Origin of the sequence: Pedobacter sp. B4-66 (genome assembly GCF_018492665.1) — a bacterium.
GTDB lineage: Bacteria > Bacteroidota > Bacteroidia > Sphingobacteriales > Sphingobacteriaceae > Pedobacter.
Genome location: NZ_JAFVME010000006.1, coordinates 536,222 through 560,527 on the forward strand (window position 1 = coordinate 536,222; position 24,306 = coordinate 560,527).

A 24,306-nucleotide genomic window follows, 5' to 3' on the forward strand; every position below is an offset into this window, starting at 1 on the left:
CTAATATGAAAATCTATTTTTCTCACATAAATATTACGATTTCTCAAAATTGATTTCCCAACTCAGGGAAGCAGTCTGTGAGGGTGTATAATTTACCTTTAATAAATTGCTACTTTTCTCAACAGCCGCGGGTTTCCCGTCTACCAGCGCAGTTTTAAATTTGTAACCATCCGGCACATAAAAGCTCATTACATATTTATCATTAACGATCATGCGACTGCGACCTTTGATACTATTTGAATCCCATAACATCATTTCAACCTCCACTGCTCCCTGAGATAAGTGCCTGTTGGTGGAAACCAGCTGTGGCCGATTCAATTTTTCACGAATTGCAAAAGATTGCAAACCATAAGGAGCCAAACCTTCTGCTTGAATTTGATTTTTCAAAACACCTAAAAATTTGTCGCTCCAAAACTCATAAACAAGATATTCTTTCGATGAATCAAGTCCCAAATCTTTGAACGCTACTGCCTTTGCAGGAGTTCCGGTATTATCCTTTTCCGACCAATTAAGAATATGAAAAACATTCCAACTTTCAATATCAGTATTGAATTCGTTAAGCCAATAAGGACAAACATTTCCAAACTGATCTCCATCAACCGGTGCAGGGCTTTTCCCCGAGACAATTTCGGTTCTTTGGTGACTTTTTAACCAATCTGTTTTTGAGGCATCGAAATCATACAACTGACCGGGAACAGAGAACAAAACAGGTGAGGAACGACGGAGTCCAATAAGATTATTTTCATTTTCATATACTTCTGGTTTATCACTAAGTAACAGCATGGCACCAGCTATAGAAGCTAATGCCGGCCTAATTATAGACTCATTGCGAATTGCTTTTACGTCTTTTGTTTCTGTAATGTTGCCGGTACCCTGGCCTGCTTTTCGAGGGAGTATGTCACAATGATCAGGGTCATTGCGCCAAACGATACCATTCCAAGAGTTATACTGCTGCATTGTAACCGGTCCAAAACCATCACCACCTATACGGCAGGCATCCACCAAACCTATTGATTCAGGAAGTGTGCCCCAACAAGCAAGAATAAAAGCTTTATCCCCCAACTCTTCACGCGCAATTTGAAGATAAGCTCTAACCACTTGATCAGGTGTAACCCCTTTCCGTTTACACCAATCTAAATTGTTATTCAGACAATCATAAAGAAAATGACGGAGTTGATCAATTTTTACATATTCTAACCCTGCATTTTTCAGCCCCTTAAAAGTTGGACGAATAAGTGTTTCGACCACCTCAGGATTGGTTGCATCCATAGTGTAACTAACCCAAGGAGTTTCTACAGGTTTTCCGTTTTTATCTGTCACAAGCCAATCGGGATGTTCATTTGCTGTTTTTTTATCAGAGAAAAAACAACCCATCCAAATAGCAGATTTGAAACCAGCAGCATTGATACTGTTAACATAATTGGCAATTCCTCCAGGAAATAGATCTTTCTTCCAATCTAACCATGTTGTAGGGCGACCGCCATAATAACTATTTGCCATTTCACTATTTTCTCTTCCTTTGTCATTCTCACCATGGTAAACATCGTCGATCTGAATAAAGCGGTATCCGTAGTCAGCAAAGTGCTTTTTCTGCCAAACCTCCAATATTTTATTCTGGTCTTTTTCAGTAAATTCTCTGAAGTATGCCCACCAGGAAGACCAACCAGTAATAGATTCTTTATAAACCTTATAATTCCAAGGTTGATAATAAGGTAAGTTTTTATGCTTTTGATAGTACTTTGGATAAAAAAAAATTTCCTCTCGATTATTTTTGAATGTAAGTTCAAAGTTGGTCAGTCGCTCCGTATTTTTTCTTGATTTAATAACCGTACCTTCCGAAGCCTGCAACATCCAGTCGAGATTACGATCGTAAATAGCATTGTTTCTCAAATTATTACTTAACCCATGCGAGGTTCTTATTATTGCAAATGCCCGCTGGGCCTTACCACCTGTTTCAGCGGCAAGTGCTTCGCTACTTCCATTAACCTTTGCTTTAAAACCATTTCTTTTATTTAATTGAATTGTTATTTTTTGGGTAATGGCATCATTTCCACTTGAGGTTGTTGTTACCTTAACCTTTTCGTTAAACTGTACTGAAAAAATTTCGCTACCATTATAAATTAAACTCAGATTTTTGCCATCATTACTGAGTTTTATCTTAGCAGATGAATTCTCAGGGCCACCTGGCTGCTCTTGTAGATTTTTAAACGGTTGTCCAAAACCGGATTTTGGCAAAAGCAATTGTATTGTTATTATAAGTATACAGGAATACAGGATATTTTTTTTCATGTTATTTTTTTCTTAAATCTGTTATTTTCATACAGATATATTGTTAGTGCTTTAAGTCAAATTTTATATCAGATCGTATATCTGTCTTTTGCATATTCAGTAAACTAACCACAGGTAATTCTTCAGATCCGAAGTCATTGCCTTTAATATTAACTTTTGTATTCCCTGTCAATAAAATAGCAGGTCTTTTTTCACTTGCTTTCAAGAAATTAGTTTGAATAATCTTATTGTTAATAAATGTCAACCCATCAGTACTTCTTACAGATAATATGGGATAATCATAAACCTTAAACGTATTATCTTCTATGCGAATGTTTTTATGTACATAGTAATTTGGCACCAACTGATGGTTTTGAGGATTAATATTAATTACATAATTATTTGGAGATGAATTGTGCCCGCATTCTATAAACTGATTATTTCGGATCGTGACATCAGTAACCGGTCCGGATTCGTACCATCCAGAGGCATCGTTTTCGATTAAAATAGCATGCATTCCCGTACGGTAGTATACATTGTTTTCTATGACCACCTTACGGCGGGTAGTAATCAGATTACCACGGGATATGGTGCCTGCAAACAATGAATTTTTGATAACCACCGATGGTGTCCACGTTACATTTTCAAGTGCATCACCAACTTTTAGCTCAGCAGTAAAAGGCTTTTGCATTTCTACCAGTATCTCCCTTTCCGAAATTAATTTCGCAATTTTAACTACACCCTGTGCAAAAATCTGTAAGGAAGCTGCGTGAAGATAAGCCACAGTATCTCCAGAAATAAATGCTTCAAAACCATAAGTTTGATGATGCATAAATTTTAACTTCAGCGAAGTTGCAGATACAATTTCACTCACTATAAGGTGTGTTCCATGAACATTTACAGGATCATCATGCAAACCATTAAAGCGACAATTATTAATGGTGATTTGCCCTTTACAGCCAGAAAAATGCATCCCATCAGCAGATGAAGCGATTACACGACCACTTCCTTTTTCAGGCTCCACAAAAACACTATCAAAGTTCAGGTTTTCGGAAAATTGCGAAACAATTCCTAATCCATGAAGCGAATACATCTTCAAGTTATGTAACTTAATATTTTTAGAGCGATTGTTGAACGCACAAACATAATCACGATAGGGATCTCTCACGGTTAATACGTCATTAGGCTGAGCTTTAAATTTTGAAAAATCACCAGTAAACTTTACGGTAAGCAGATCAATTTTTTCGGCTTTACTTGCTAAAAATGGATCCCATTTGCTATAAAACAAAGTACCTTCTGTGGGGCGTACCAAAACCGCGTGATAATTCTTGGTCATCCATTTTTCGCCATACCATTCTAACCTGTTATTGATAATAGCGAATTTACTATCGGGATGTATACTGGCTATAACACTTGTTGGTGTTAATTCTTTGATGGTCATTTCAGACATGCCCGGACGTTCGTAATTTATCGCCAGGTTTTGAATTGTTATATTTTCACAGCTATCCAGAACCCAGGTAACCATTTTCCCATGAAACACAAACACTGAGCCGTTGCCTTCTATTGTAATATTTTTTAATCCTTTTAGAAACAAGCCAACCTTTTGCTTTTTTACAGGAAACTCTTTCTCAGATGAAGAATTCGAAATATAATAATGCGTTTCGGTGGCATTATCCGGCCAAAAATCATATCTCCCTTTCGGAAAATTCAACACTGATTCAGACTGCCCTTTGGCGGCATCAATAGCTTTTTTGACGCCTTCGGTAGCGTCAGCAAAGGTATTTGGACTTACACCAAATTTGGTAACATCAATTACCTGAGCGCTTACTTGAAAACAGGAAAACAATAATAAAACTGCAAAATATTTTTTCATGATTGTGTTTAAAGGAGGGTGCCAAAAAAGATTTTTTACTTATATTAATTTTTAAGCGTAAATACCATCTGATATTGAGGCACTGCTTTAATACTTTTAAAAAGGGTTCCTTTGCTTTTTACTTCATCAACCAAATTTTCAGATACTCCTGTAGTTTTATTGTCCCAATCCGAAATGGTTAGCTCCACATCACTTTGTTTTGAAAATCTTTCCATAGCAATTTGCCAGGTGGTACCATTATAAAGATTATCAGTAATGTATTTATCATTTTGCGTTATTTTACAAGCATTACCTAAATAATCAACATTTAAAATCAAATCGTTTACATTGCTTGGTAAAGCAGAGGGCAAACTGATAATAGCCTTTTGCTTTTCCGGATATTTGATTGATACTTTTGGTCCATAAAGTTGAGTTTTTTGCTGATAAGTATCAAACAAAACACTTATCTGACCTGCTTGTTGCACTTTTTGATTGGCAAATGCATTTAATCCCTTAGGGTAAACCTGCAAATTAAAATTAGCCTGACCTGCTTGTTGCAAGGTGACTTTATCGTCTTCGGCCAATACATCAGCATCGGTAATTAACAAAGCGTCCTGATTTTTCAATTTGATACGCCAGGCATTTTCGACTTGTTTGCGAGTTAAAAAAACGAGAGTTATATTATTGCCATCCGTATCTGAAAAATTGAGATCAGATTTATTAGTGGTTGTCAATTGCACCTCATTACTTTTAATCTGACTTTGCCAACCTGCAAAACTTTCGGTTTTAAGAGTGCCCATAGTCAAAGCTAACTGTGGTTTTACACCCGGTAATTGCTGAAAAAACAAAGTAATATTTTTTCCGTTTACCAGCCTTGCAAATGGCTGCGCTGTTACATATTTAATTACCGTTGAACCAACTTTTAAATTAAACGGCAATATGGCAGTGGTTTGACCTTTAAGGGTTAACTCAGGGAAACTGATAGTTTCATTGGCCAAATTCACCTGCATACTTACAATTTTATCCGGCATAGTTACCCGCACTTGTGTATTTCCCAAAAATAAAAATCCACTGTTACCCTTTGCCCTGGCCACATACCTTAAGTTTTTGGTGTCCATTTCATCACGCACAGGATTTTTTGGTTCATAAACCTGCATAGTAGCCAGATCAGAGCCAAAATCATTAACAAAAGAATGGAGAACTTTAAGATATTTATACGATGGTCTAAGTAAACCGAACTCACTTATTGGCGATTGAAAATCATAGCTTTCAGGAAGACCCGGCTCTTTTAGTCCAGGTGTTTGCGTACCACCATGAAACATATAATAACCAACAATGTTCATACCACGCCCAATTTGGTTTTGAAGATGAGCCTCTACCACTTCGGGTTGAACCACAAAACGATTGGCGAACATCATTTGGCTTCCACAGCCTTGTTCGCACAAACCTTTCGGAAACATATTTACATCATAAAACACTTTCCCAAGGGCATCAGTCATAATCCATTGGTCATTACCGTATAAAAAATCCTTTGTCGGACCTCCTCCAGCCTTTTCCCAACCACGATAAGGATAAGATCCTTGTAAAGGTATTACCTCCATCTTTTTATCATCAAAAACAGTGTTAGCTGTTATTGTCCAATATGCCGGATTGATTTGTGCTTTAAGGGCAATTTCTTTCAGTTTGGTAATGTGCTCTGCTTGTCCGCTGGCGTATTCGTTTTCTAACTGAACACCGATAATTGGTCCACCCTGGGCAAAGTATTGCCCATTCGTCTGAACACCTATTTGGTTAAACAATTTGGTCGATTCTTTTAAATATTCTGGATCATTACTTCTACGGCCTTTCATTTTCTGTATCCAATCCGGGTGCCCCCCATGTAACTGCTCACCATGACTCCAAGGGCCAATACGTAACCAAACGTACATATCATGTTTTTGGCAAAGACGGATGAATTTATTGATATCCCTATTTCCCTTCCAATCCCATACATCTTTTGCAATTTCGTGTTCATTCCAAAAAACGTAGGTGGCGACAATAGATAAACCACCGTTTTTCATCTTGATGATTTCCTTTTCCCATTCTTGAGGCAACACACGGTTGTAATGCATTTCGCCCATTATCGGAAACCAAGGTTTTCCATCCTTTTCAAAATACTGGCTATTTACCGATAAAACCGTTCCTTTCGGACTTTTAGCCGACATAGGAATAACAGTCTTTTGCTTCTCAGATGTATTGTCCACATCTATTTTATAAATCTGAGCTTTTAATTGAGAAAACAATAAACTACTCAAAGCAAGGCCTATTAATTTTGTTTTAAACATATTCATTAGAATTTCACATTAGCTAGTTGTAGATGATAGAAAAGAGCCGTTAAAAGCAACGGCTCTAATCAACCTAATCTAACTAACCAATTTATTTATTAAGAGCTGTCACATTAATTGTCCATGCCTTGCTTGCACCATTTGCAGCTTTAACAATGTATTTCAAAGGTTTTGTAGCATCAGTAGGATCACCCAGTGCAGGTGTACCCTCCACTGGTGAAATCTTTGCTGCTGTAGAAATATTCATGTAAAACCACAGTTTACTTTGGACTACTTTTGCTCTTTCTTCAGCGGTAAATTCACCACCAGCAGAAGGTACAGTTATCACCACATTTATTGTCGAGCTAGTTTTATCAATAGTTTGTGCAACTGTTAACTTTTGATAAGCAACAATTGGTTGGCCATTCATCATTTGACTGCCATTGAAACGATACTCAACGTTTACCAACGTGATTTCATTTGCATCAAATTCAGGGTACACCGGCAAGTCTTTCTTCAAACAAGAAGAAAGCATGGTAATTATAAGGGTAGCTACTAAAGCTACATTCAATTTTATTTGTCTTTTCATAATCTTATATCGTCAAAAAAAAAATATTACCATCCAGGATTCTGAGGTCCGAATTTAGGGTTGTTGTCAATAAAACCTTGAGGAATAGGGAACAAATACCTTCTTGAGGCATCAAATCTTCGTTGATTATAGCCGAAATTGAATGATCCTGTAACTATCGCAAAAGATTTACGGTCTTTTGATATATCCAATACCCGGATAGGTTCAGTTAAATTGGCTATGGTCCCACCTGATGCCAAACCGTCATTGGCATTTCCGCCATACCTACCCCATCTCAATAAACTGTAGTAGAAATCATTTTCTTCCGTCAACTCTACCCTTCTTTCTCTTTTATAATCTTTCCACCCGTCAGCTAAATTACCTGCAGCAGATGCTGGTAAGGCACCATGCATCACACGTGTTTTATTTAAATTCGTTAAAGCATTAGCCAAATCTCCTTTAAGTAAATACGCTTCTGCCAAATTCAGATAAACTCTGGCTAGGCGCATACACACATAATGATAGTCAGTCTTAACTGAATTTAAATAGCTGGGTGCTACGTTGGTATACATTCCTTTTCTGAAATACATGTTTGTTACAGTTGAACCCCAATCACCTCCGTACACGCTAATCCATCGATTGGCATTTCCCTTGGTATTTGTAGTAAATAGTTCATTTGCAAAACGAGAAGAATCACTAACGATAGAGCTTTTCCATCTGGCATCCCGGTTAACATTGGTCAATGTCCACAAATCCTCTAAGCTACCTGCTTTTATTCTACCCTGTTTTACAACAACCTCATCACCTCCTGAAGGAACTTTATCATCTGGAAATCCTCTTCTTGCATAAGGAGCACGTACATTTACCCCCTCATCCACAGCAGCCAAATATTGAGAAGTCTGGTTCCAAGGCAATACTTGTGTTGGATCTGCCTTATCAATAACCAAATAATCATCAGCCAGGTTTTGACTTGGAAAGTACTCCGGCCAAAGTTCAAAGGCTACTGGCTTACTAAACAACGGCCCCCCGTCAAATTTTTTCACCTTATCATTAGATATATTTGGGAAAGCATTTTGCATAGGTGTATTTTGTACGATGTTATCAATTGCCTTTTTGTAAATACCAAAAATGATCTCCGCTGAAGTACTTTTGGTCTCATTAAACATCCCCTCGTAGTCGGTTTCCAATGCGTATCCTCCACCAATTACCAATTGTGCATTGGTAATAATCTTTTCAAGAAGGGGGTCAGCCGAATTCACACTAGCTGCAGCAGGATAGTTTTTATAAGCCAGAGCTTGCAGACAAGCCTCCGTTAAAAAGGCAGCTGCTACATATTTGTTTGCTCTTCCGGCAATTTTAGTTGTTGGCAAGTCAGCCACAGCATCTTCCAGATCCTTAATAATATAATTATAACTTTCTATAGGCGTAGCAACAGTAGGTAGTTTAAAATCATCGCTTTCAGTTAAAACATTGTCTATCCATACAATACGACCAGTTTTCCTTGCGACACCGAAATAAGACATGGCCCTTAAGAATTTACCTTCCGCAATCAACAGCTTCTTATCCGAGTCAGTTATTCCCGTTGATTCTCCAACTTTTTTGATGATCAGGTTGCAACGGCGAATCTCCGCCCAATTGTTAAAATTGTCAAAGATTTTGTTGTCGCCATGATCATTGATATCATAACTATTGGTTAAACTTTCACTGAAGACGGTAAATGCATTCCTCGCATTCCCATCGGTAGCCAAAATATTTGAAGTTCGTGTATCAGGGCCCGGACCACTTCTATAAACATCCATAATTCCATATGTGCCATAGATGAACGTTTCCGCATTAGCCTTGGTACTCCATATTATGTCTTCTTTTACCTTATCTAAAGGCTCCACATCCAGAACCTTTTTACAGGAACTTATTACGAACGCGCAACCAATTATTATTAATATTTTTATTTTCATTTTCCTAAAAATTAATGATTAAAATCCTGCGTTAATACCTATTGCAAACGTGCGTTGAATAGGATAGCCATAATTGCTGGTATCCGATTCCGGATCTATAAAATACTTCTGACTCTTTGCTGATGTGAGCAGGTTAGTACCCGACACAAATAAGCGTAGCTGTTGAAATGGTGATTTCTTCAATACACCTTGTTTGAAGTCGTATCCGAACTGCAAATATTTTAGTCGTATGTATTTTGATTGTACCAACCAGAAATCACTTTGCTGGAAGTTATTGTTCCCATTTATAGCCCCAGAAGTGGTAGCTCGTGGGAATAGTGCATCGGTATTGTCCGGACGCCAGTAATCCTCCTGAAAGCCATATGTCATTAATGTTGCAGATTCATTTCCTTGTATAGAACTGCCCAGTAAACGGTCTCTGGCGCCAGCCCCCTGAACAACAGCACTAAAAGAAAATCCTTTGTAGCCTAAATCAACAGTGATACCATAGTTTGAACGAGGGAAAGTATTCTTCCCAATCCGGGTTTGATCATCGGTCGTAATCTGTCCGTCACCATTTGTATCTACATACCTTAAATCTCCCGCAGCAACCCCACTAGCTCCTGGTAAACGGGCTCCTGATAATAATTGACTGTTGCTTGTAATAAATCCACTGTTGGTATATCCGTAAATAGCATTACCATCCGCATCTAACAAGAAATTTCCGACTGCGCTAGACCGTCTTCTGTAAGGGTTTTTCAAATCGGCATCACTATCATCTTTATTACGCTCCCATGCTGTATTGAAATAATTATAATTAACACCTAGTTTATAAGAAAGCGCACCTAAATTATCTTTCCAGCTAACATTAAAATCAAAACCTTCTTTTCTTGCTGCTCCCTCATTAAAATTGATAACCGGTAGCCCTATGCCCAATGTTTGGGCAAATCTCGGATCACTTGTTACGTAACCTGTAGTACGTGTATAGAAATAATCTATTGTTGCCGACAATCGGTTGTTCAGGGAAGCCATATCTATTGCAAAATCCCTGCTTCCGATTTTCTGCCATGAGTATGACTGACTTGGAATAGATAACGGTTCAGAAGTACTCTGAACAGCCTTTCCATCAACAATCAAACCAAGTGGATTTACGGAATAAGCCGAAACATATTGAAAGGGGGTTACACCATCCTTGTTCCCTAAAACACCATACGAAGCCCTCAGTTTTAGAAAATCAAGAATATGCCTATCCTTTAATGATTTCATAAAATTCTCTTCAGACAGGATATATCCTCCGGAAAATGCAAAGAAAGTTCCCCACTGCTTGCCAGGAACAAAAAGGTAATCACCGTCTCTCCTCACAGATGCCTCAATAAAATATTTTGATTTATAGTCATAAGAAATACGCCCCAATAATGCCGCACGAGCACTTTCAGTTTCACCACTAAGAAGCTTTCCATTAGTATCAAAAATATTGATAGATTGGCTTTCTGCCGGTCCCGCTACAAGCTGGTCATATAAAATCTGATAATTTGAACGGGTCACATTCAACATATTTGAATTTGTTTTGTTTTGCTCATAAACGCCGGTAAAATCGATGGTATGATCCCCAATCTTTTTATTATAGGTAATATAGCCCTGAAGAGTTGTTGTATTTGTTTTACCGCTCAGCACGTTTAAACTCGGAGCATTACCATAAACAGGGACTCTGCTTCCAATCAAATAACCGGGAGCAAGGAAATCCCATATCTTTCCATCGCTATTTAAGGTATTGTAAACTCCGTTGAACTTAAATTTCAATCCTTCCAAAAAATGGGCACTGTATTCAAGTCCTAAATTTGCATTAAGCGTATTATTTGACCCTTTTCTATAGCCAGAAAGAGGATCAAGCTCTCTAACAGGGTTATCTGGTATTGGAGTAGGCAAGCCAAATTCATTTCTAGCCAATCCAGTTACACCTTGATTCTGTATATGGCTATAAATGCCATAAAAAGTTGACGCAACTGCATTTGAAGCTGAGTTAGGAATCACGTTGTTTTCGATAAAACCATCTAAACCAAGCGTTACCTTTAAATTAATTTTTTCTAAATCACTAGTGGTATTCAATCTATAGGTAGTTCGCCTATTGTAGTTATTATCCGTTTTCAATATCGTCCCTTGATCGTAATAAGACAAACCTCCGTAAAAGCTTATTAATTTGCTTCCACCTGATACGGATAGATCATGCCGCATCTCTGGTGCAAAATTTTTCATCGTTAAATCTTGCCAGTCAGTATTTGGAAACCTTAACGGATCAGATCCTGTACGATATTTTTCAAGATCTTCCGCAGATACCGGTGCATTCTTTCCTTCATTTACATATATTTTGTTAACCGCCGATTGCTGTTGGAAGGAGCTTAATTTTTCACCGAACAAGGTAGGTTGTGAAAATATCTGGTTATAGGCATAATTAATATTAATCTTTCCTTCACGGCCACGCTTAGTTGTAACAACTACAACACCATTTGCCGCCGAAACCCCATAAAGTGCTGTAGCAGCAGCATCCTTTAGTATAGAATAATCTTCTATATCATTCGGATTCAGGTTTGTGAAATCACTCTCAGATCGTATCACATTGTCGATAACAAACAAAGGAGTATTACCCCCACGGATCGAAATGGCACTTTTTGACCCTGGAGCTCCATTATTTGCTGTTACCGTAATACCTGGTAAACGACCGGCAACTCCATCATTGATAGACTGTACCGGCAATTGTGCAATGGTGGTCATATCCAAAGTACTGATAGCACTGGTCGTTTTTCTTTTTGTAGTTGTACCATAAGCTTGAACCACAACTTCATCAAGGTTATTACTTGATAATTTTAAAACAACAGTCATAAATGAGCTTGATGCTGGCAGTTCAACTGTCTCAAAGCCTACAACGGAAAAAACAAGTACTCCATTTTCTGGAACACTTATCGCAAATTTACCTTCGGAATCTGTTGCGACACCCTTTTTTGTTCCCTTTACAAGTATGGTAACACCGGGTATAGCTACTCCTGCGGTATCTTTTACAACGCCAGATACAGTAATATCGCTTGTTACAACGCCTTGATTTGAAATCGCTATTAAACCGCCAGTGGAAACGCTAAACGTGAGTTCTGTACCTTTTAGAATCTGCGCCAACACATCCGTAACTAGCAGATTTTCAGCATCAATACTTATCTTTTTCGTTACCGAAACAAAGGTTGAACTGTATACAAAACGATATTTGCTTTGTTTTTCAATGGTCTTTAAAACTCTTTCCAGGGAAGTATTTTTTACATCAAGAGATATTCTTTCCTGAGAAAAAACGCTTGCCGAAACATGGAGGCAAGTAAGGAGCACCAGAAGAAAGGTGAGTTTCATTATTCTAATGACTTTGGAAAACGACCTTATTCTCAGCCGCTTTTGGTGGAAGTAATAATTTATCATATTTTTGTTTTTTGGTTTAGTGAATTTTGACAGCACATTGTTTGCGCAGTAACTGTCATTAATAAGGATCAAAAAATTAAGGGCGGTGGCTTCAACACCGTCCTTTTATTTTGATATGGTGATCGTCTTTTCTTTTATCTCATAGTTAAAGTTCCCTGTTTTTTTAAGTGCAATTAATACGTCATTTATATTATCATTTGCGAATGTTGCTGTAAATTTATAGTTCTTCACTTCCTCCGACTTAAAAATGATTTGTACATCAAACCACCTTTCCAAGTCGCTTTTTATATCAATAAATTTTTGATCGTATATTTCTAGAGTATTTTTAGTCCATGCAGTTTCAACTACAGTTGTATCGCGAACCTCCTGATATTTTTTAACAATGATATCCTGAATACCAGTTTCATTGCCACCAGATTTTAACTTCTCAGTTTTTACAAATACTACTTTTTGACTAGGTTTTACGGTAATCGTATTTTTATGATCCTTATTAGACTGCATACTAATTAAACCACGAATCAGGGTTGTCTCAGAAGTCTTGTCATCAGGATAAGCCTTTACATTAAATGCCGTTCCCAATACATTTATATTAAAATCAGCGGTATGAACTTTAAAAGGTTTATTTGCGTTATGGGTTACATCAAAATAAGCCTCCCCAATAAGGTTTACCTCTCTGACTTCATCATTAAATCCATTTTTTAAGGTTAGAGAACTAAGTGAATTTAACCAAACTGTAGTTCCATCACTTAGTGTAATTTGCTTTTTTTGCCCCTTTCTTGTCTCAAACTTAACTAAAGGCAACGCATCATTACTTACTTGAATTCTATGGTGGTAAAAGAGAACTATAGATGTACTTATTATGATTAATACAGCCGCAGCAGATATCCATCGAAGAATTGGATAAAGTTTACGCACTTTATCCCTTGTCGGCTCTGTTTCCTCCTTCAATCTGGCATATAAAATTTCATGTATATGAGTTTTATTACCCATTTCAGGTGTCCATTCATAATCCTCCAGCTTATAATCATCCTTAAAATTCTCTAAGAATTCCTTTTCTTCAGCTGAACAATTCCCCGACTTAAACTTTTCGTAAAGTTTTATAAACTCGTTCTTAGACATACTTTAATATTTGGTATCACTTATATAGAGCCGAATTTTAACCAACACACACATAAATATTATTTTATTTTATTTTGCTAAACTATTAACTAACTATGTAGAGGTTATTCAGCAAAAAATAACCTATTTTTAAATCAGGGATATTCTGTATGACAAAAGCTCAACCTTCCGATTCTGAATTATGGAAGCTGATACAATTAGATAACAACAAGGCCTTTGATCTGTTATTTAATAGGTATTGGTCTGCTGTCTATACTACATCCTTTACTTACCTTAAAGACCAGGAAGCTTGTACCGAACTTGTACACGATATCTTTTTAAACATCTGGCGCAATAGACACAGTTTAGAAGTTACTTCTTTTAAAAATTATCTCACAACGGCATCAAGGTATCAGGTATACAAATTAATAAAAAGAGGAAAGCTCAACCCAATTGTGCTTGTCGACGAATATGATGGGCTCCCAGACTCTAGCTATGTAGTGAATCAAGGAGAGGAAAAAATTCGCTACCAGGAAATGGAAAATAGTATTGAACTCGTTCTTGAAAAATTGCCAAAGAAATGCAAAGAAATTTTTATGCTAAGCAGATTTGATAACTTATCTAATCAAGAAATCGCAGATAAGCTAGGGATTTCAAAACGCACTGTTGAAAATCAAATTACAATAGCATTAAAAGCTCTTAGAATTTCCATTAAAGCAATCCTATATTCCATTATATTCTTTAATATCTAATTATCCCTCCTTACTTTTAAAGCATAATACTTACGCAGAACAATCATTTCGGTTCAAAAAAAAGACTGAAACAGGTTTTATTTAAATACCCCATTTGGCACTACCCCAGTCCAGGAAGAAGGCAGTTTACTAATTCCAAAAATCTTCGCCAACACTAAAGCCGTATTCTTATTGCTATTAAATTCAGTAATTAACCCACGCTTTCTAATCTTTGGTCCGGTGATGGCCCAAGGTATTTGCATCTCAGCCATAGAAACACCACCATGCCCTTGGTTTACCCCACCATGATCGGTAATTAACAAAATATGTGTGTCCTTATAAATTCCCGCAGCTTTTAACTTATCCAACAATATCCCTATTTCAATATCGGCATCTTCAATAGCCTTAATATATTCTGGCGACATCCATTTAAAATTATGCCCCGCATGATCTGTATGTACACTATATAAAAATACAAGCGAAGGGCTTTGCTTATTCCTTAGCAAAAAATCATAAGCTTTTTGATAACTCTGTTGATACTGATCCTTATCTTCAAAATAAACCTCATCAAGGTATTTTCTGTTAATAGGATTAATCAATTCTTTCCAATTGTAATAGTATGCGATTTTGGAAGATGGCATTTCATCTTTCAGAACTTTAAAGATTGAAGGGTAATAGCCATCCTTGTCCGTCTCAATGGAAGCCAAAGGATGTTTCTCTAACGTCCAATCATTACTTGTTATTCCGTGCTCTTCAGGCCCGGAACCGGTCAAATGACTGGTCCAGTTCGGCAAGGTAACAGATGGCATAACCGGCCTTGTAGTGAGCGACAATACACCATCGGCAATCATTTTATCCAAATTAGGATGTTTTGCAGTCTTAAATCCTTCGGAGCTAAAGCCATCCAAGCCAATAATCAAGACTTTGGCAGGTATTTTTTGAGCTATTGCCGAAAAGGATATCATTGATAAAACAAGCATTTTTAAAAAATTTGTTCTCATATCTAAAAAATTTATATTTGGCCAACAAAAGCACCAATACTAAACATTAGTTTAGTATAAATCAACACCCTGCTTTTACACTACTCAATCTCTTTAATAAAGTATTCTTGAAGTGAGCCCTAAACAATCCTATCGACATTGTTACACTACATCAAACGCTTGCGTAATAAACCTGATACACAAACCATTTTACCATACCCTCTAAATACTTAACTTAGAAACATGAAACATCTTTTTCTTATCTGTCTATCCTTTTTATGCTTAAATATTAAGGCGCAAGATGTAAGCTTAGCCTTGCAAAAAAAACCTCAGTTAAATGAGCAAATCATTACTAATGAATGGGGCAAAGTATCCAATGGATTAAATGTAAGTTTTGCATCCTCTAACACACGTTTTGCAAAAGAATTGCCTCCAAAAGTGGAGTTGCAGTCAATATGGAATGCAAAAGCATGGAAGGGTGAAAAAATACACACACAACTATTGGTATGGGCAAACAAGAGTGTAAATAACATTAGTGTACAAATCTCTGATCTGAAAAACAAGGAAGGACAAGTCATTAACAAAGAAAACATTACAGCTGGTTTTGTAAAATATGTGATTACCGATGAATTTAGAGATGGCTGTGGTTATCGTAAACCAGAGGACTTCGATTCTTCGTATGTTGCAGATATCATTGATACAAAAACTACCGCTGTCCTACTGGAAAAAAATAGCACCCAACCAATTTGGCTAAGCATAAAAGTTCCAAACAACACCACTCCAGGAAGTTACAAAGGTGCAATTAAAATAAAAGGTGATAAGGAATATACTATGTCGATAACTGTTCAGGTATTAAACAAAACACTACCTCCTGCTAGTAAATGGAAATATGATTTAGATTTATGGCAACATCCGGCAGCTATTTCCCGCACGCACAATGTACCATTATGGAGTACTGAACATTTTTCATTAATGAAAGAGTACTATCAAATGTTGGCCAATGCAGGACAAAAAACCATTACCACAAGTATAGTTAATGAGCCTTGGGGTCATCAAACGTATGATGATTATCCGAGTTTGATTAAATGGACCAAGAAAAAAGATGGAAGCTGGAAATACGATTATAGCTTATTTGATAAATATGTAGCTTTTGTAATGGATTGCGGTATTACGGAACGTATCAACTGTTACAGTATGGTGCCTTGGAAAATTGCTTTTACCTATTATGACGAAAACCTACAAAAAGAAGCCGTTTTAACGGATGCTATTGGCACCCCATCATATAACGCTTTTTGGAAAACTATGCTTGTCGATTTTACCAAGCACTTGAAACAAAAAGGATGGTTTAGCAAAACTTATATTGCAATGGACGAAAGGCCAATGGAAGCAATGAAATCAGTGATAAAATTATTGAAAGAAACAGATAAAAACTGGAAAATTGCATTAGCAGGAGATTATCATCCTGAAATAGAAAAAGATATAGATACCTATTGCATTGCCTCAAGATGGGATTTTCCTGCGGCTACTTTGCAAAAACGCCAGCAACAAGGTAAAGTTAGCACCTGGTATACCTGCTGTACTGAGCCTTATCCTAATGGATTCACTTTCTCATCTCCTGCTGAGGGCGCATGGATAGGTTGGTACACTGCGAATAAAAATATGGACGGCTATTTAAGATGGGCTTATAATAGCTGGACAAAAAATCCACTGGTAGATAGCCGTTTTATCACTTGGCCAGCTGGGGATACTTATATGGTTTACCCTGGTCCTCTAAGCTCTTTAAGATTCGAAAAGCTAATTGAAGGTGCTCAGGATTTTGAAAAAATCAGACAATTAAAATCACTTTATCAAAAAAATAAACAGAATAAGCAGCTAAACGAGCTAAACAATGCGTTGAAAACGTTCGACATAAAATCATTGGCTACTACCACAGCCGATGAAATGCTTAGAAAAGTAAAGCCTCTTCTAAATCAGTAAAAATTAATGATTTAACCTAATAAAAAAGGTAAGCTATAAAATTAACCTCCGGGCAATATTCTTTTTGTATTGCCCCGGAGTAAAACCGGTTACACTTTTGAAAGCTCTTGAGAAATAAGCTTGACTTTCAAATCCGGATTCGTTGGCTATTTCGTAAAAAGTCATATCGGTAGTGGCCAGAAGAAACTGTGACCGCTCAATTCTTTTCGATTTAAGGTAATCTAAAGGCCTTGCACCTGTATTTTGTAAAAATAGTCTGGAGAAATGATCTGGATGATAATTTGCAGTTCTAGCCAATTCCGCAACTGAGATTGGACGTCTTAAATTATTCTTCATAAAAAAAATAGCATTAGCAATTTTTGAATTAATATGCTTCGCCTCAGTCTTTAAAAACAATGGAGATTGAACAAATCTGGAAACCAGTGTCAATAGAAGTCCACATGTTTCCATATAAGCAGACAATGGAATGGTATTGTTCAAATCATAATAAGCTGTTAAATCTTTATCCTTTTCAAATACCTCTGGATTATTTGAAGTAATCAGCCCCCTTCCTGGATTAAGCTTAAACACTCTTTTCATAGATGTAATGTCTATTTCACTTGCAGAAATCTTAAATACCTTTCTATTAGAAACAAATAGAGAACCTAATTGAAATTCCTCCAAAAAACAAATGTAATAATGGCTCAGATAATGCTCACATATATAGCTACAAGTGGTAAAACTAGGTATTAAATACAAAAAACCTGGTTCAAGAGCATACTCTTCTAGATCGCATATAAGTTTCCCTTCTCCTTCATCAATATATATTATCCTGTAGAACACACTGGTAACATTCTTATAATTCCAGTTCTTATTCAATTTTACATAATCTGTAAGCAGTAATGTAAATTTTGACTTGCAATCAATAGTGTTCATTAAGAAATATTTATTTGAAGATAATCTTTTCCATTTCTATCTCCACAAAAATTGTTGTTCAGTTAGGTTTTATGGCTAATCCATTTTTATTTCGGCGATGCTAGTTTTCCAACTGTACACCCTTTTAATGCCAGGATTCTTTTTAAGCTTTAGCGTAATGGCATCTGTTATCTTAGTTTCATTGAGGTTCACTGCCTCAAGATGCTTCATGGAAATTAAGTAATCACTTAACCGATCCGTAACAGGATTTTTATCCAGTCTTAGTTTCTCAAGGTTAGCTAGTGAAGGTAGAAAATCAAGGTCCTGATCTGTTAATTGATTGTCCGAAAAATTTAACCAAACAATGTTCTTTGCCAGTTTTAATATATCAGTTTTTACATCTGCCACTTTAATGCCGGATTTCGGAGGTAAGGTAACATCAAGCATTACAGGTTTATTGAGCATAATTCTAACCCTTATTCCTTTATTTTTCAGCTGAGCAATGATTGCGGTATCCACAGCAAGCGGCAAATCAGGATTAATAACCTGAGACACTTCACTACCACCATCCTCTTCAGAATCTGTAAGTCCTCCTATTCCTAAAAACAGCGCTACCATTGGTTTTAATGCAGTTGTATTTTTAATTTCAGCAATAGTTTTACCCCCTTCTGCTTTACCTTCTTTAATCCACCACGTGATCAGTTTTACTTCATTTTTGGTTAATGGAGGTTTTCCATCGGCTGGCATAAAATCCTTATGATCTTCATCGAGAGTAATACGCTTAAAAAGCTCGCTGGCATCTGGCTTGCCTGGCACCACTGCCTGACCATTCTTGCCGCCTTTTTTTAGTGCAGCTAATGATTCTAAAGATAGTTCACCTTTTTGTTTGCCATCACGATGGCATTGTATGCATTTTTTTTGAAGGATTGGTTCTATTACATCCTCAAACAACATTGCTTGTTCTACTGTTGCTGGCTTTTCACGTTCCTGCTGCATCAATGTATGAAAAGTCAGATAATCGTTTCCATGTGTAAGGCTTGCACCCTGGTGGCCACTATAACTCATTAACACAACCAATCCCAACAGTAAAGCTGAGAAGAGTTTATCTCCAACATGAAGGTAGTTTCTGAACGCCGAAGTAGAAGAAAAATAAAGCAACCCACAAATAATGGCTAATGTAATTCCAGAAAACTTATGATGGCTTAGTGTATCCGCATCATAATCTCCACTTAGAGAGAGCACATATCCAAATACACAGGCCAGCACTGCCGCAACAAAACCAATGAGCAAAATAAGAGGGACACTTTGCTTCAGATACCTATATTTTTGCAAATAGGATAAGATGTTAAACAATGTAGCAAGCAAAATAAAACCAATTGGCAAGTGTACAATCAGTGGGTGTAACCGCCCGGAAAAAGTAAAAATATCCAGTAATATCATGTTAAAATACCCTTTACTATTTTCCCTTCTACATCTGTAAGTCTAAACCTCCTACCTTGAAACTTATAGGTAAGCCGCTCATGATCAATCCCCATGAGGTGTAATAAAGTAGCCTGAAAATCATGTACATGAACAGGGTCTTTCACAATATTATAGCTAAAATCGTCAGTTTCACCGAAACTAATTCCCGGTTTTACACCTGCGCCAGCCATCCACATAGTGAAACAGCGCGGATGATGATCACGACCATAATCATTGGCTGTTAACTTGCCTTGCGAATATACTGTGCGGCCAAACTCACCTCCCCAAATCACTAATGTATCTTCAAGCAAACCTCTGCGTTTCAAATCTGTGATCAAGGCTGCTGTTGCCTGATCTGTAGCTTTACATTGTCCCGCGATACCAGATGGCAAGCCTCCATGCTGATCCCAGCCCTGGTGGTACAGCTGAACAAATTTCACATCCTTTTCTAACAGTTTCCGCGCCAACAGACAGTTTGCAGCATAAGTACCCGGATCTTTACTATCAGGCCCATACAACTCAAATACTTCCTCTGGCTCATCAGCTACACTCATCACTTCTGGCACCGATGTTTGCATTCGGTAAGCCATTTCATATTGCGCTATTCGCGCATCGACCTCCGGATCACCATAAGTACTGTTTTGTACCTGATTTAATTTCGACAGATATTCCAGCATTTCTTTCCTATCGGCCCCATCATAGCCATCGGGATTGTTAAGAAACAATACCGGATCTTTTCCTGATCCAAATTGAACCCCCTGATGTTTGGATGGCAAAAATCCATTACCCCATAAGCGGGCGTAAAGAGGTTGATCTTTCTGACCGTTCTTAGATACCAAAACAATAAATGTGGGCAGATTTTCATTATCAGAACCTAACCCATAACTTAACCAGGAGCCTATGGATGGCCGACCGGGCAATTGGTTCCCAGTTTGAAAAAAGGTAATTGCCGGATCATGATTAATTGCTTCAGAATGCATAGATTTTACAATACATAAATCATCAACCACCTTGGCGGTATAAGGTAACAACTCGCTAATCCAGGTCTGGTTTTGGCCGTGTTGATTAAACTTATAATAAGAAGGCACCATCGGTAAAGCACTCTGATTCGCACTCATTCCTGTCAGCCTCTGCCCCTTACGAACAGAATCGGGCAGGTTTTGTCCCATCATATTTACCAATGCAGGCTTATAATCAAAAGTTTCAAGCTGCGAAGGCCCCCCACTCATAAAAAGGTATACCACTCTTTTAGCCTTTGGAGCAAAGTGTGGCAATGCCCTTAATATCTCCTGCTCCATATCTCCTGTTGCATTGCTGATTGCAGGTCGAGGAGCATTTCCCATTAGTTTGTTACCAAACAAGGACCCAAGTGCCAAAGCACCAATTCCCATGGATGTTTTGGTCAGAAAGTCGCGCCGATCCAGTCTTTGGTTCAACCGATTAAATTCAGGGTCATTGAGCCTAAATTCTTCTTCGTGGTGGTGATGATCTGCCATGAGGTTATCGTTTTGTTAATGTTGCATCTGAATTTAATATGGTACTGGCAACAACTGCATTTGCAGCAATCATTGCGCTGTCCATCGTTTTATTAACCTGGTATTGGCCGGCATTGAGCCAACCACTTTGCTTTTCGGGGTTTTTCCTAAATTTCTTCAATTCCATTTGCTGTAAAGCAGACAGCAGTTCCAATTCTTTTGATTGTACTAAACGGCCTGTAAGCTTTCTATAAGTTTGAGCTATAGCCTGACGACTATCAGCTACCTTGGTCATCTGTTCACCCAATACCTTTGCTGCTTCCAAAAAAGTAGGATCATTTAGCGTTACCAGTGCCTGCAAAGGAGTATTCGTTTTTTGTCTTCGGACAACACAATAGCTTCGTGAAGTAGCATCAAAGGTCGACAGTGTAGGATTCGGTACCGACCTTTTAACAACTACATACAAACTACGGCGGTATACATCAGCACCTTTATCCTGGGTATATGAAGTATTGTTAATTTCCCAAAGACCATCTGGTTGATAAGGCTTTACACTTTTTCCACCAATTTTAGGGTTCAATAATCCACTTGCCATAAGTGCATTGTCTCGTATCATTTCGGCCGACATCCGATACGCAGGGCCGTGAGAAAGTAGTCGGTTTTCAGGATCTTTTTCACGCGCTTCTTTACTTGCCCTAGAATCTTGTCTGTATGTCGCAGACATAACGATCTTTTTGTTCAATTCCTTTACATTCCATCCCGATTCCAAGAAAAAAACTGCCAACCAATCTAGCAGTTCTAAATGACTAGGCATCTCCCCTTGGTTACCAAAATCTTCTGAAGTTTTTACCAAACCGACACCAAAGAAATTCTGCCAAAGGCGATTTACTGCAACTCGGGCAGTTAGTGGGTTATCACTATTAGTTAGCCATTGTGCTAAACCATACCTATTTTTGGGCAGATCTTTAGGATAAGGCAATACACTCTCAGGAGTATTAGGAAATACCTGCTCTCCGGGCATATCATAATTACCCCTTTTAAGTAAGAAAGTTTTTTTCGGTTTTGTCATTTCCTGCATCACCATCAGCTCCGGAACATTTGCAGTAGAATCTGACAGGTTAGTGCGCAATACCTTTAGTTCATTTTCTTCTTTCTTCAATAGCGGATCAACTACATTAAAATAATACTGTCTAAATGAACTTATCTCTGCATCTGTTAGCTTGGGCTTTGAAACCAATTGATTCCAGCTTGTCTTTTTAGCCAAAACGCCTACTTCAATTGGTGTTAAGCTACGGTTGTACACCGTAATATCATCTACCTTACCTTCTTTAAAACCACGACCTCGCCACCAGGCTCCTACTTGTAAACCCGGTTGTGTTCCACCAGGAAATAGAATATCCTTATCCAACTTATCCATAACAGTTTCCATTTTCATCTCTGCACCATCAAGATATAATTTTAGGCCAGATGCTTTTGATGAGCCATCATAGATCATGGTTAGCTGTATCCATTTATCGCGTGGCACATTATCAATACTAAGTTTGGTTATCGCATTTGCAGGATAAGCGTGGGCCATATTCAATTCCAACTTATTATCTTTCAAGTAAAGATGGTATCCCTTAAAATTATACAAGCGTTCAGCAATACTTTTATGAAATATTACCCCTTCAGTAAGCTGTTTAGGTATGCTAACCCAAAGCCCTATACTAAATGGTTCAGATTTACGAAAAACACCCACCTGATTCAGATCAAGCCAGGTATCACCATCCAGTACTAAACCTTTACCGGCGCTCCCTGCAATAAAAACCGGGGCTTCACCAGGCGCACCTGCATCACGTTTCATCACAGCAATCTGTTTACGATCTACCTGGTCGTTGAGGTTACCTTGATCAAAGTTAAAGTAGGCCTGTAACCCATCCTTAGGTATATTGTCGGCAGCTAGTTTCTTATAATCCTTTCGACTAAGCCAGTTCTGAAAGCTAGCCTCCTCCTGACGTTCTTTTTCCCTTATCTTTTGTTGCTGCACTGAGATGGTCTTTTTAATATCACTTATCACTCGCTCTTTTTCTGAATTGGGCAGTAACAATGTTGGACCCGGCATGGTATCATCAAATGAAATCTGTCCGGCCTCTTTCACATTATTAAAAAAGCTAAACAACTCATAGTAATTCTTTTGTGAAATGGGATCGTACTTATGGTCGTGGCATTTGGCACAACCAACCGACAAACCCAGCATAGCATCGCCAAAAGTATTGGTACGATCTATTACATATTCCGTTTGAAATTCCTGTTCAATAATTCCGCCCTCCATATTTTGCTGATGGTTACGATTAAAGGCCGTTGCAATCAACATTTCGCGCGTTGGATTTGGCATAAGATCACCTGCAAGTTGCCATTGCATAAATTTGTCGTAAGCCATATTGGTATTAAATGCTTTAATGACCCAATCGCGATAAGGCGACATATCTCTGAGCCTATCCACAGTATATCCATGAGAATCAGCAAACCGTGCTACATCAAGCCAATCAACCGCCATTTTTTCGCCATAATGCTGCGAACGGAGCAAACGGTCAACCTGTTTCTCATAAGCATTGGGAGATTTATCTTTCAAAAAAGCATCAGTTTCTGCTATGGTTGGAGGCAAACCGGTTAGGTCTAACGATACTCTGCGCAGCAGCAATTCCTTATTAGCCTCTGGTGATTGTTTTAACTTTTGCTTTTGCAACTTATCGACAATAAAATTATCAATAGGATTATTCACTTTAGCAGCCTCATCAACTTTCGGTGTTTCAACTTTAACGGGTTTTACAAAAGCCCAATGTGGTTTATATACTGCCCCCTCCTTAATCCACCTAATCAGTATTGCTTTTTCAATGGCCGTAAGGTTAAGATGAGATTCCGGCGTAGGCATTTTGTACTTCGGATCGGCAGATATGATTCTATGAAAAGCTTCGCTATTGTCAAGATTGCCTGGATCAATAGCCACTTTCCCTTTATTTTCCGGTAATTCAGCATAAGCAAAATCAGCAAGATCTAACCTTAGGCTGGCTTTCTGTTTGGCTTTATCAGGGCCATGACAAGCAAAACATTTATCAGAAAGTATTGGTTTTACATCTATATTATAGTCAAGGGATTTTGGCAAAGTTTGATATGCTTCCTCCACGTCTTTTGGCAATGCAGGTACAGACGATGAAAACACATAGATTCCAATGCCCACTAAAAGCACCACACCAAACAACAGAAAAATTAGTCGCCTCATCACATGAAAGTTTATAATGGTTATATAAATGCTAAATTAAAGCAATTCGACCC

General features: G+C 37.8%; 14 protein-coding genes. 2 read left to right on the forward strand and 12 right to left on the reverse strand.

All coding sequences use genetic code 11. The features are described 5' to 3' along the window. Positions 1-33: 33 nt before the first annotated feature. From J1905_RS13970 to J1905_RS14000, 7 genes are all read right to left on the reverse strand, one after another. On the reverse strand, positions 34-2,289 hold the full coding sequence (locus J1905_RS13970) for an alpha-galactosidase (RefSeq protein WP_214227889.1): 2,256 nt from the start codon (positions 2,287-2,289) through the stop codon (positions 34-36). Positions 2,290-2,332: 43 nt separating this feature from the next. Then, positions 2,333-4,141 carry a right-handed parallel beta-helix repeat-containing protein gene (locus J1905_RS13975; RefSeq protein WP_214227890.1) on the reverse strand — a complete coding sequence of 603 codons (1,809 nt, stop codon included), beginning with the start codon at positions 4,139-4,141 and terminating at the stop codon, positions 2,333-2,335. A gap of 44 nt (positions 4,142-4,185) precedes the next feature. Then, entirely contained in the window at positions 4,186-6,444 is a 2,259-nt protein-coding gene (locus J1905_RS13980) for a beta-galactosidase (RefSeq protein WP_214227891.1), read from the reverse strand. A 91-nt stretch (positions 6,445-6,535) separates the two neighbouring features. Continuing rightward, entirely contained in the window at positions 6,536-7,012 is a 477-nt protein-coding gene (locus J1905_RS13985) for a DUF5018-related domain-containing protein (RefSeq protein WP_214227892.1), read from the reverse strand. Positions 7,013-7,038: 26 nt separating this feature from the next. Further along, the gene (locus tag J1905_RS13990) at positions 7,039-8,946 is read right to left on the reverse strand and encodes a RagB/SusD family nutrient uptake outer membrane protein (RefSeq protein ID WP_214227893.1); all 1,908 of its coding nucleotides are present in this window, start codon (positions 8,944-8,946) and stop codon (positions 7,039-7,041) included. Between the two features lie 18 nt (positions 8,947-8,964). Further along, complete coding sequence (locus tag J1905_RS13995) at positions 8,965-12,312, reverse strand: TonB-dependent receptor (protein WP_214227894.1); 3,348 nt, start codon at positions 12,310-12,312, stop codon at positions 8,965-8,967. Positions 12,313-12,483: 171 nt separating this feature from the next. Further along, complete coding sequence (locus tag J1905_RS14000) at positions 12,484-13,497, reverse strand: FecR family protein (RefSeq protein WP_214227895.1); 1,014 nt, start codon at positions 13,495-13,497, stop codon at positions 12,484-12,486. A 149-nt stretch (positions 13,498-13,646) separates the two neighbouring features. Between J1905_RS14000 and J1905_RS14005 the strand changes: the two genes are divergently transcribed. Continuing rightward, complete coding sequence (locus tag J1905_RS14005) at positions 13,647-14,228, forward strand: RNA polymerase sigma factor (protein ID WP_214227896.1); 582 nt, start codon at positions 13,647-13,649, stop codon at positions 14,226-14,228. Between the two features lie 77 nt (positions 14,229-14,305). Here the strand turns inward: J1905_RS14005 and J1905_RS14010 are convergent, their stop codons facing one another. After that, a complete protein-coding gene (locus J1905_RS14010; protein ID WP_214227897.1) occupies positions 14,306-15,208 on the reverse strand; it encodes an alkaline phosphatase family protein in 903 nt (300 codons plus the stop codon). A 222-nt stretch (positions 15,209-15,430) separates the two neighbouring features. On the opposite strand from J1905_RS14010, the gene J1905_RS14015 reads away from it, so the two are divergent. Next, positions 15,431-17,164: a DUF4091 domain-containing protein gene (locus J1905_RS14015; RefSeq protein WP_214227898.1), complete on the forward strand. Its 1,734-nt coding sequence runs from the start codon at positions 15,431-15,433 to the stop codon at positions 17,162-17,164. Positions 17,165-17,197: 33 nt separating this feature from the next. Here J1905_RS14015 and J1905_RS14020 read toward each other — a convergent pair whose 3' ends face one another. The 4 genes from J1905_RS14020 to J1905_RS14035 all read right to left on the reverse strand — a co-directional run bounded on the left by J1905_RS14020 (position 17,198) and on the right by J1905_RS14035 (position 24,253). Beyond that, positions 17,198-18,079 (reverse strand): helix-turn-helix domain-containing protein, encoded by an 882-nt coding sequence (locus tag J1905_RS14020; RefSeq protein WP_214227899.1) that lies wholly within the window; start codon positions 18,077-18,079, stop codon positions 17,198-17,200. Between the two features lie 75 nt (positions 18,080-18,154). Beyond that, positions 18,155-19,498 (reverse strand): c-type cytochrome domain-containing protein, encoded by a 1,344-nt coding sequence (locus J1905_RS14025; protein ID WP_214227900.1) that lies wholly within the window; start codon positions 19,496-19,498, stop codon positions 18,155-18,157. Then, positions 19,495-21,015, reverse strand: coding sequence for a DUF1501 domain-containing protein (locus J1905_RS14030; protein ID WP_214227901.1), 1,521 nt, complete (start codon positions 21,013-21,015; stop codon positions 19,495-19,497). The genes J1905_RS14025 and J1905_RS14030 overlap by 4 nt, the downstream gene beginning before the upstream one ends. A gap of 4 nt (positions 21,016-21,019) precedes the next feature. Beyond that, positions 21,020-24,253 (reverse strand): DUF1553 domain-containing protein, encoded by a 3,234-nt coding sequence (locus J1905_RS14035; RefSeq protein ID WP_214227902.1) that lies wholly within the window; start codon positions 24,251-24,253, stop codon positions 21,020-21,022. Positions 24,254-24,306: the final 53 nt, after the last annotated feature.

Bases quoted from the DNA above. Each gene is read 5' to 3' on its own strand.
- J1905_RS14035 (WP_214227902.1), bottom strand. From the start codon at position 24,253: ATGAGGCGACTAATTTTTCTGTTGTTTGGTGTGGTGCTTTTAGTGGGC.
- J1905_RS14010 (WP_214227897.1), bottom strand. From the start codon at position 15,208: ATGAGAACAAATTTTTTAAAAATGCTTGTTTTATCAATGATATCCTTT.
- J1905_RS13970 (WP_214227889.1), bottom strand. From the start codon at position 2,289: ATGAAAAAAAATATCCTGTATTCCTGTATACTTATAATAACAATACAA.
- J1905_RS13995 (WP_214227894.1), bottom strand. From the start codon at position 12,312: ATGAAACTCACCTTTCTTCTGGTGCTCCTTACTTGCCTCCATGTTTCG.
- J1905_RS13980 (WP_214227891.1), bottom strand. From the start codon at position 6,444: ATGTTTAAAACAAAATTAATAGGCCTTGCTTTGAGTAGTTTATTGTTT.
- J1905_RS14020 (WP_214227899.1), bottom strand. From the start codon at position 18,079: ATGAACACTATTGATTGCAAGTCAAAATTTACATTACTGCTTACAGAT.
- J1905_RS14030 (WP_214227901.1), bottom strand. From the start codon at position 21,015: ATGGCAGATCATCACCACCACGAAGAAGAATTTAGGCTCAATGACCCT.
- J1905_RS13975 (WP_214227890.1), bottom strand. From the start codon at position 4,141: ATGAAAAAATATTTTGCAGTTTTATTATTGTTTTCCTGTTTTCAAGTA.
- J1905_RS14005 (WP_214227896.1), top strand. From the start codon at position 13,647: ATGACAAAAGCTCAACCTTCCGATTCTGAATTATGGAAGCTGATACAA.
- J1905_RS13985 (WP_214227892.1), bottom strand. From the start codon at position 7,012: ATGAAAAGACAAATAAAATTGAATGTAGCTTTAGTAGCTACCCTTATA.
- J1905_RS13990 (WP_214227893.1), bottom strand. From the start codon at position 8,946: ATGAAAATAAAAATATTAATAATAATTGGTTGCGCGTTCGTAATAAGT.
- J1905_RS14025 (WP_214227900.1), bottom strand. From the start codon at position 19,498: ATGATATTACTGGATATTTTTACTTTTTCCGGGCGGTTACACCCACTG.
- J1905_RS14015 (WP_214227898.1), top strand. From the start codon at position 15,431: ATGAAACATCTTTTTCTTATCTGTCTATCCTTTTTATGCTTAAATATT.
- J1905_RS14000 (WP_214227895.1), bottom strand. From the start codon at position 13,497: ATGTCTAAGAACGAGTTTATAAAACTTTACGAAAAGTTTAAGTCGGGG.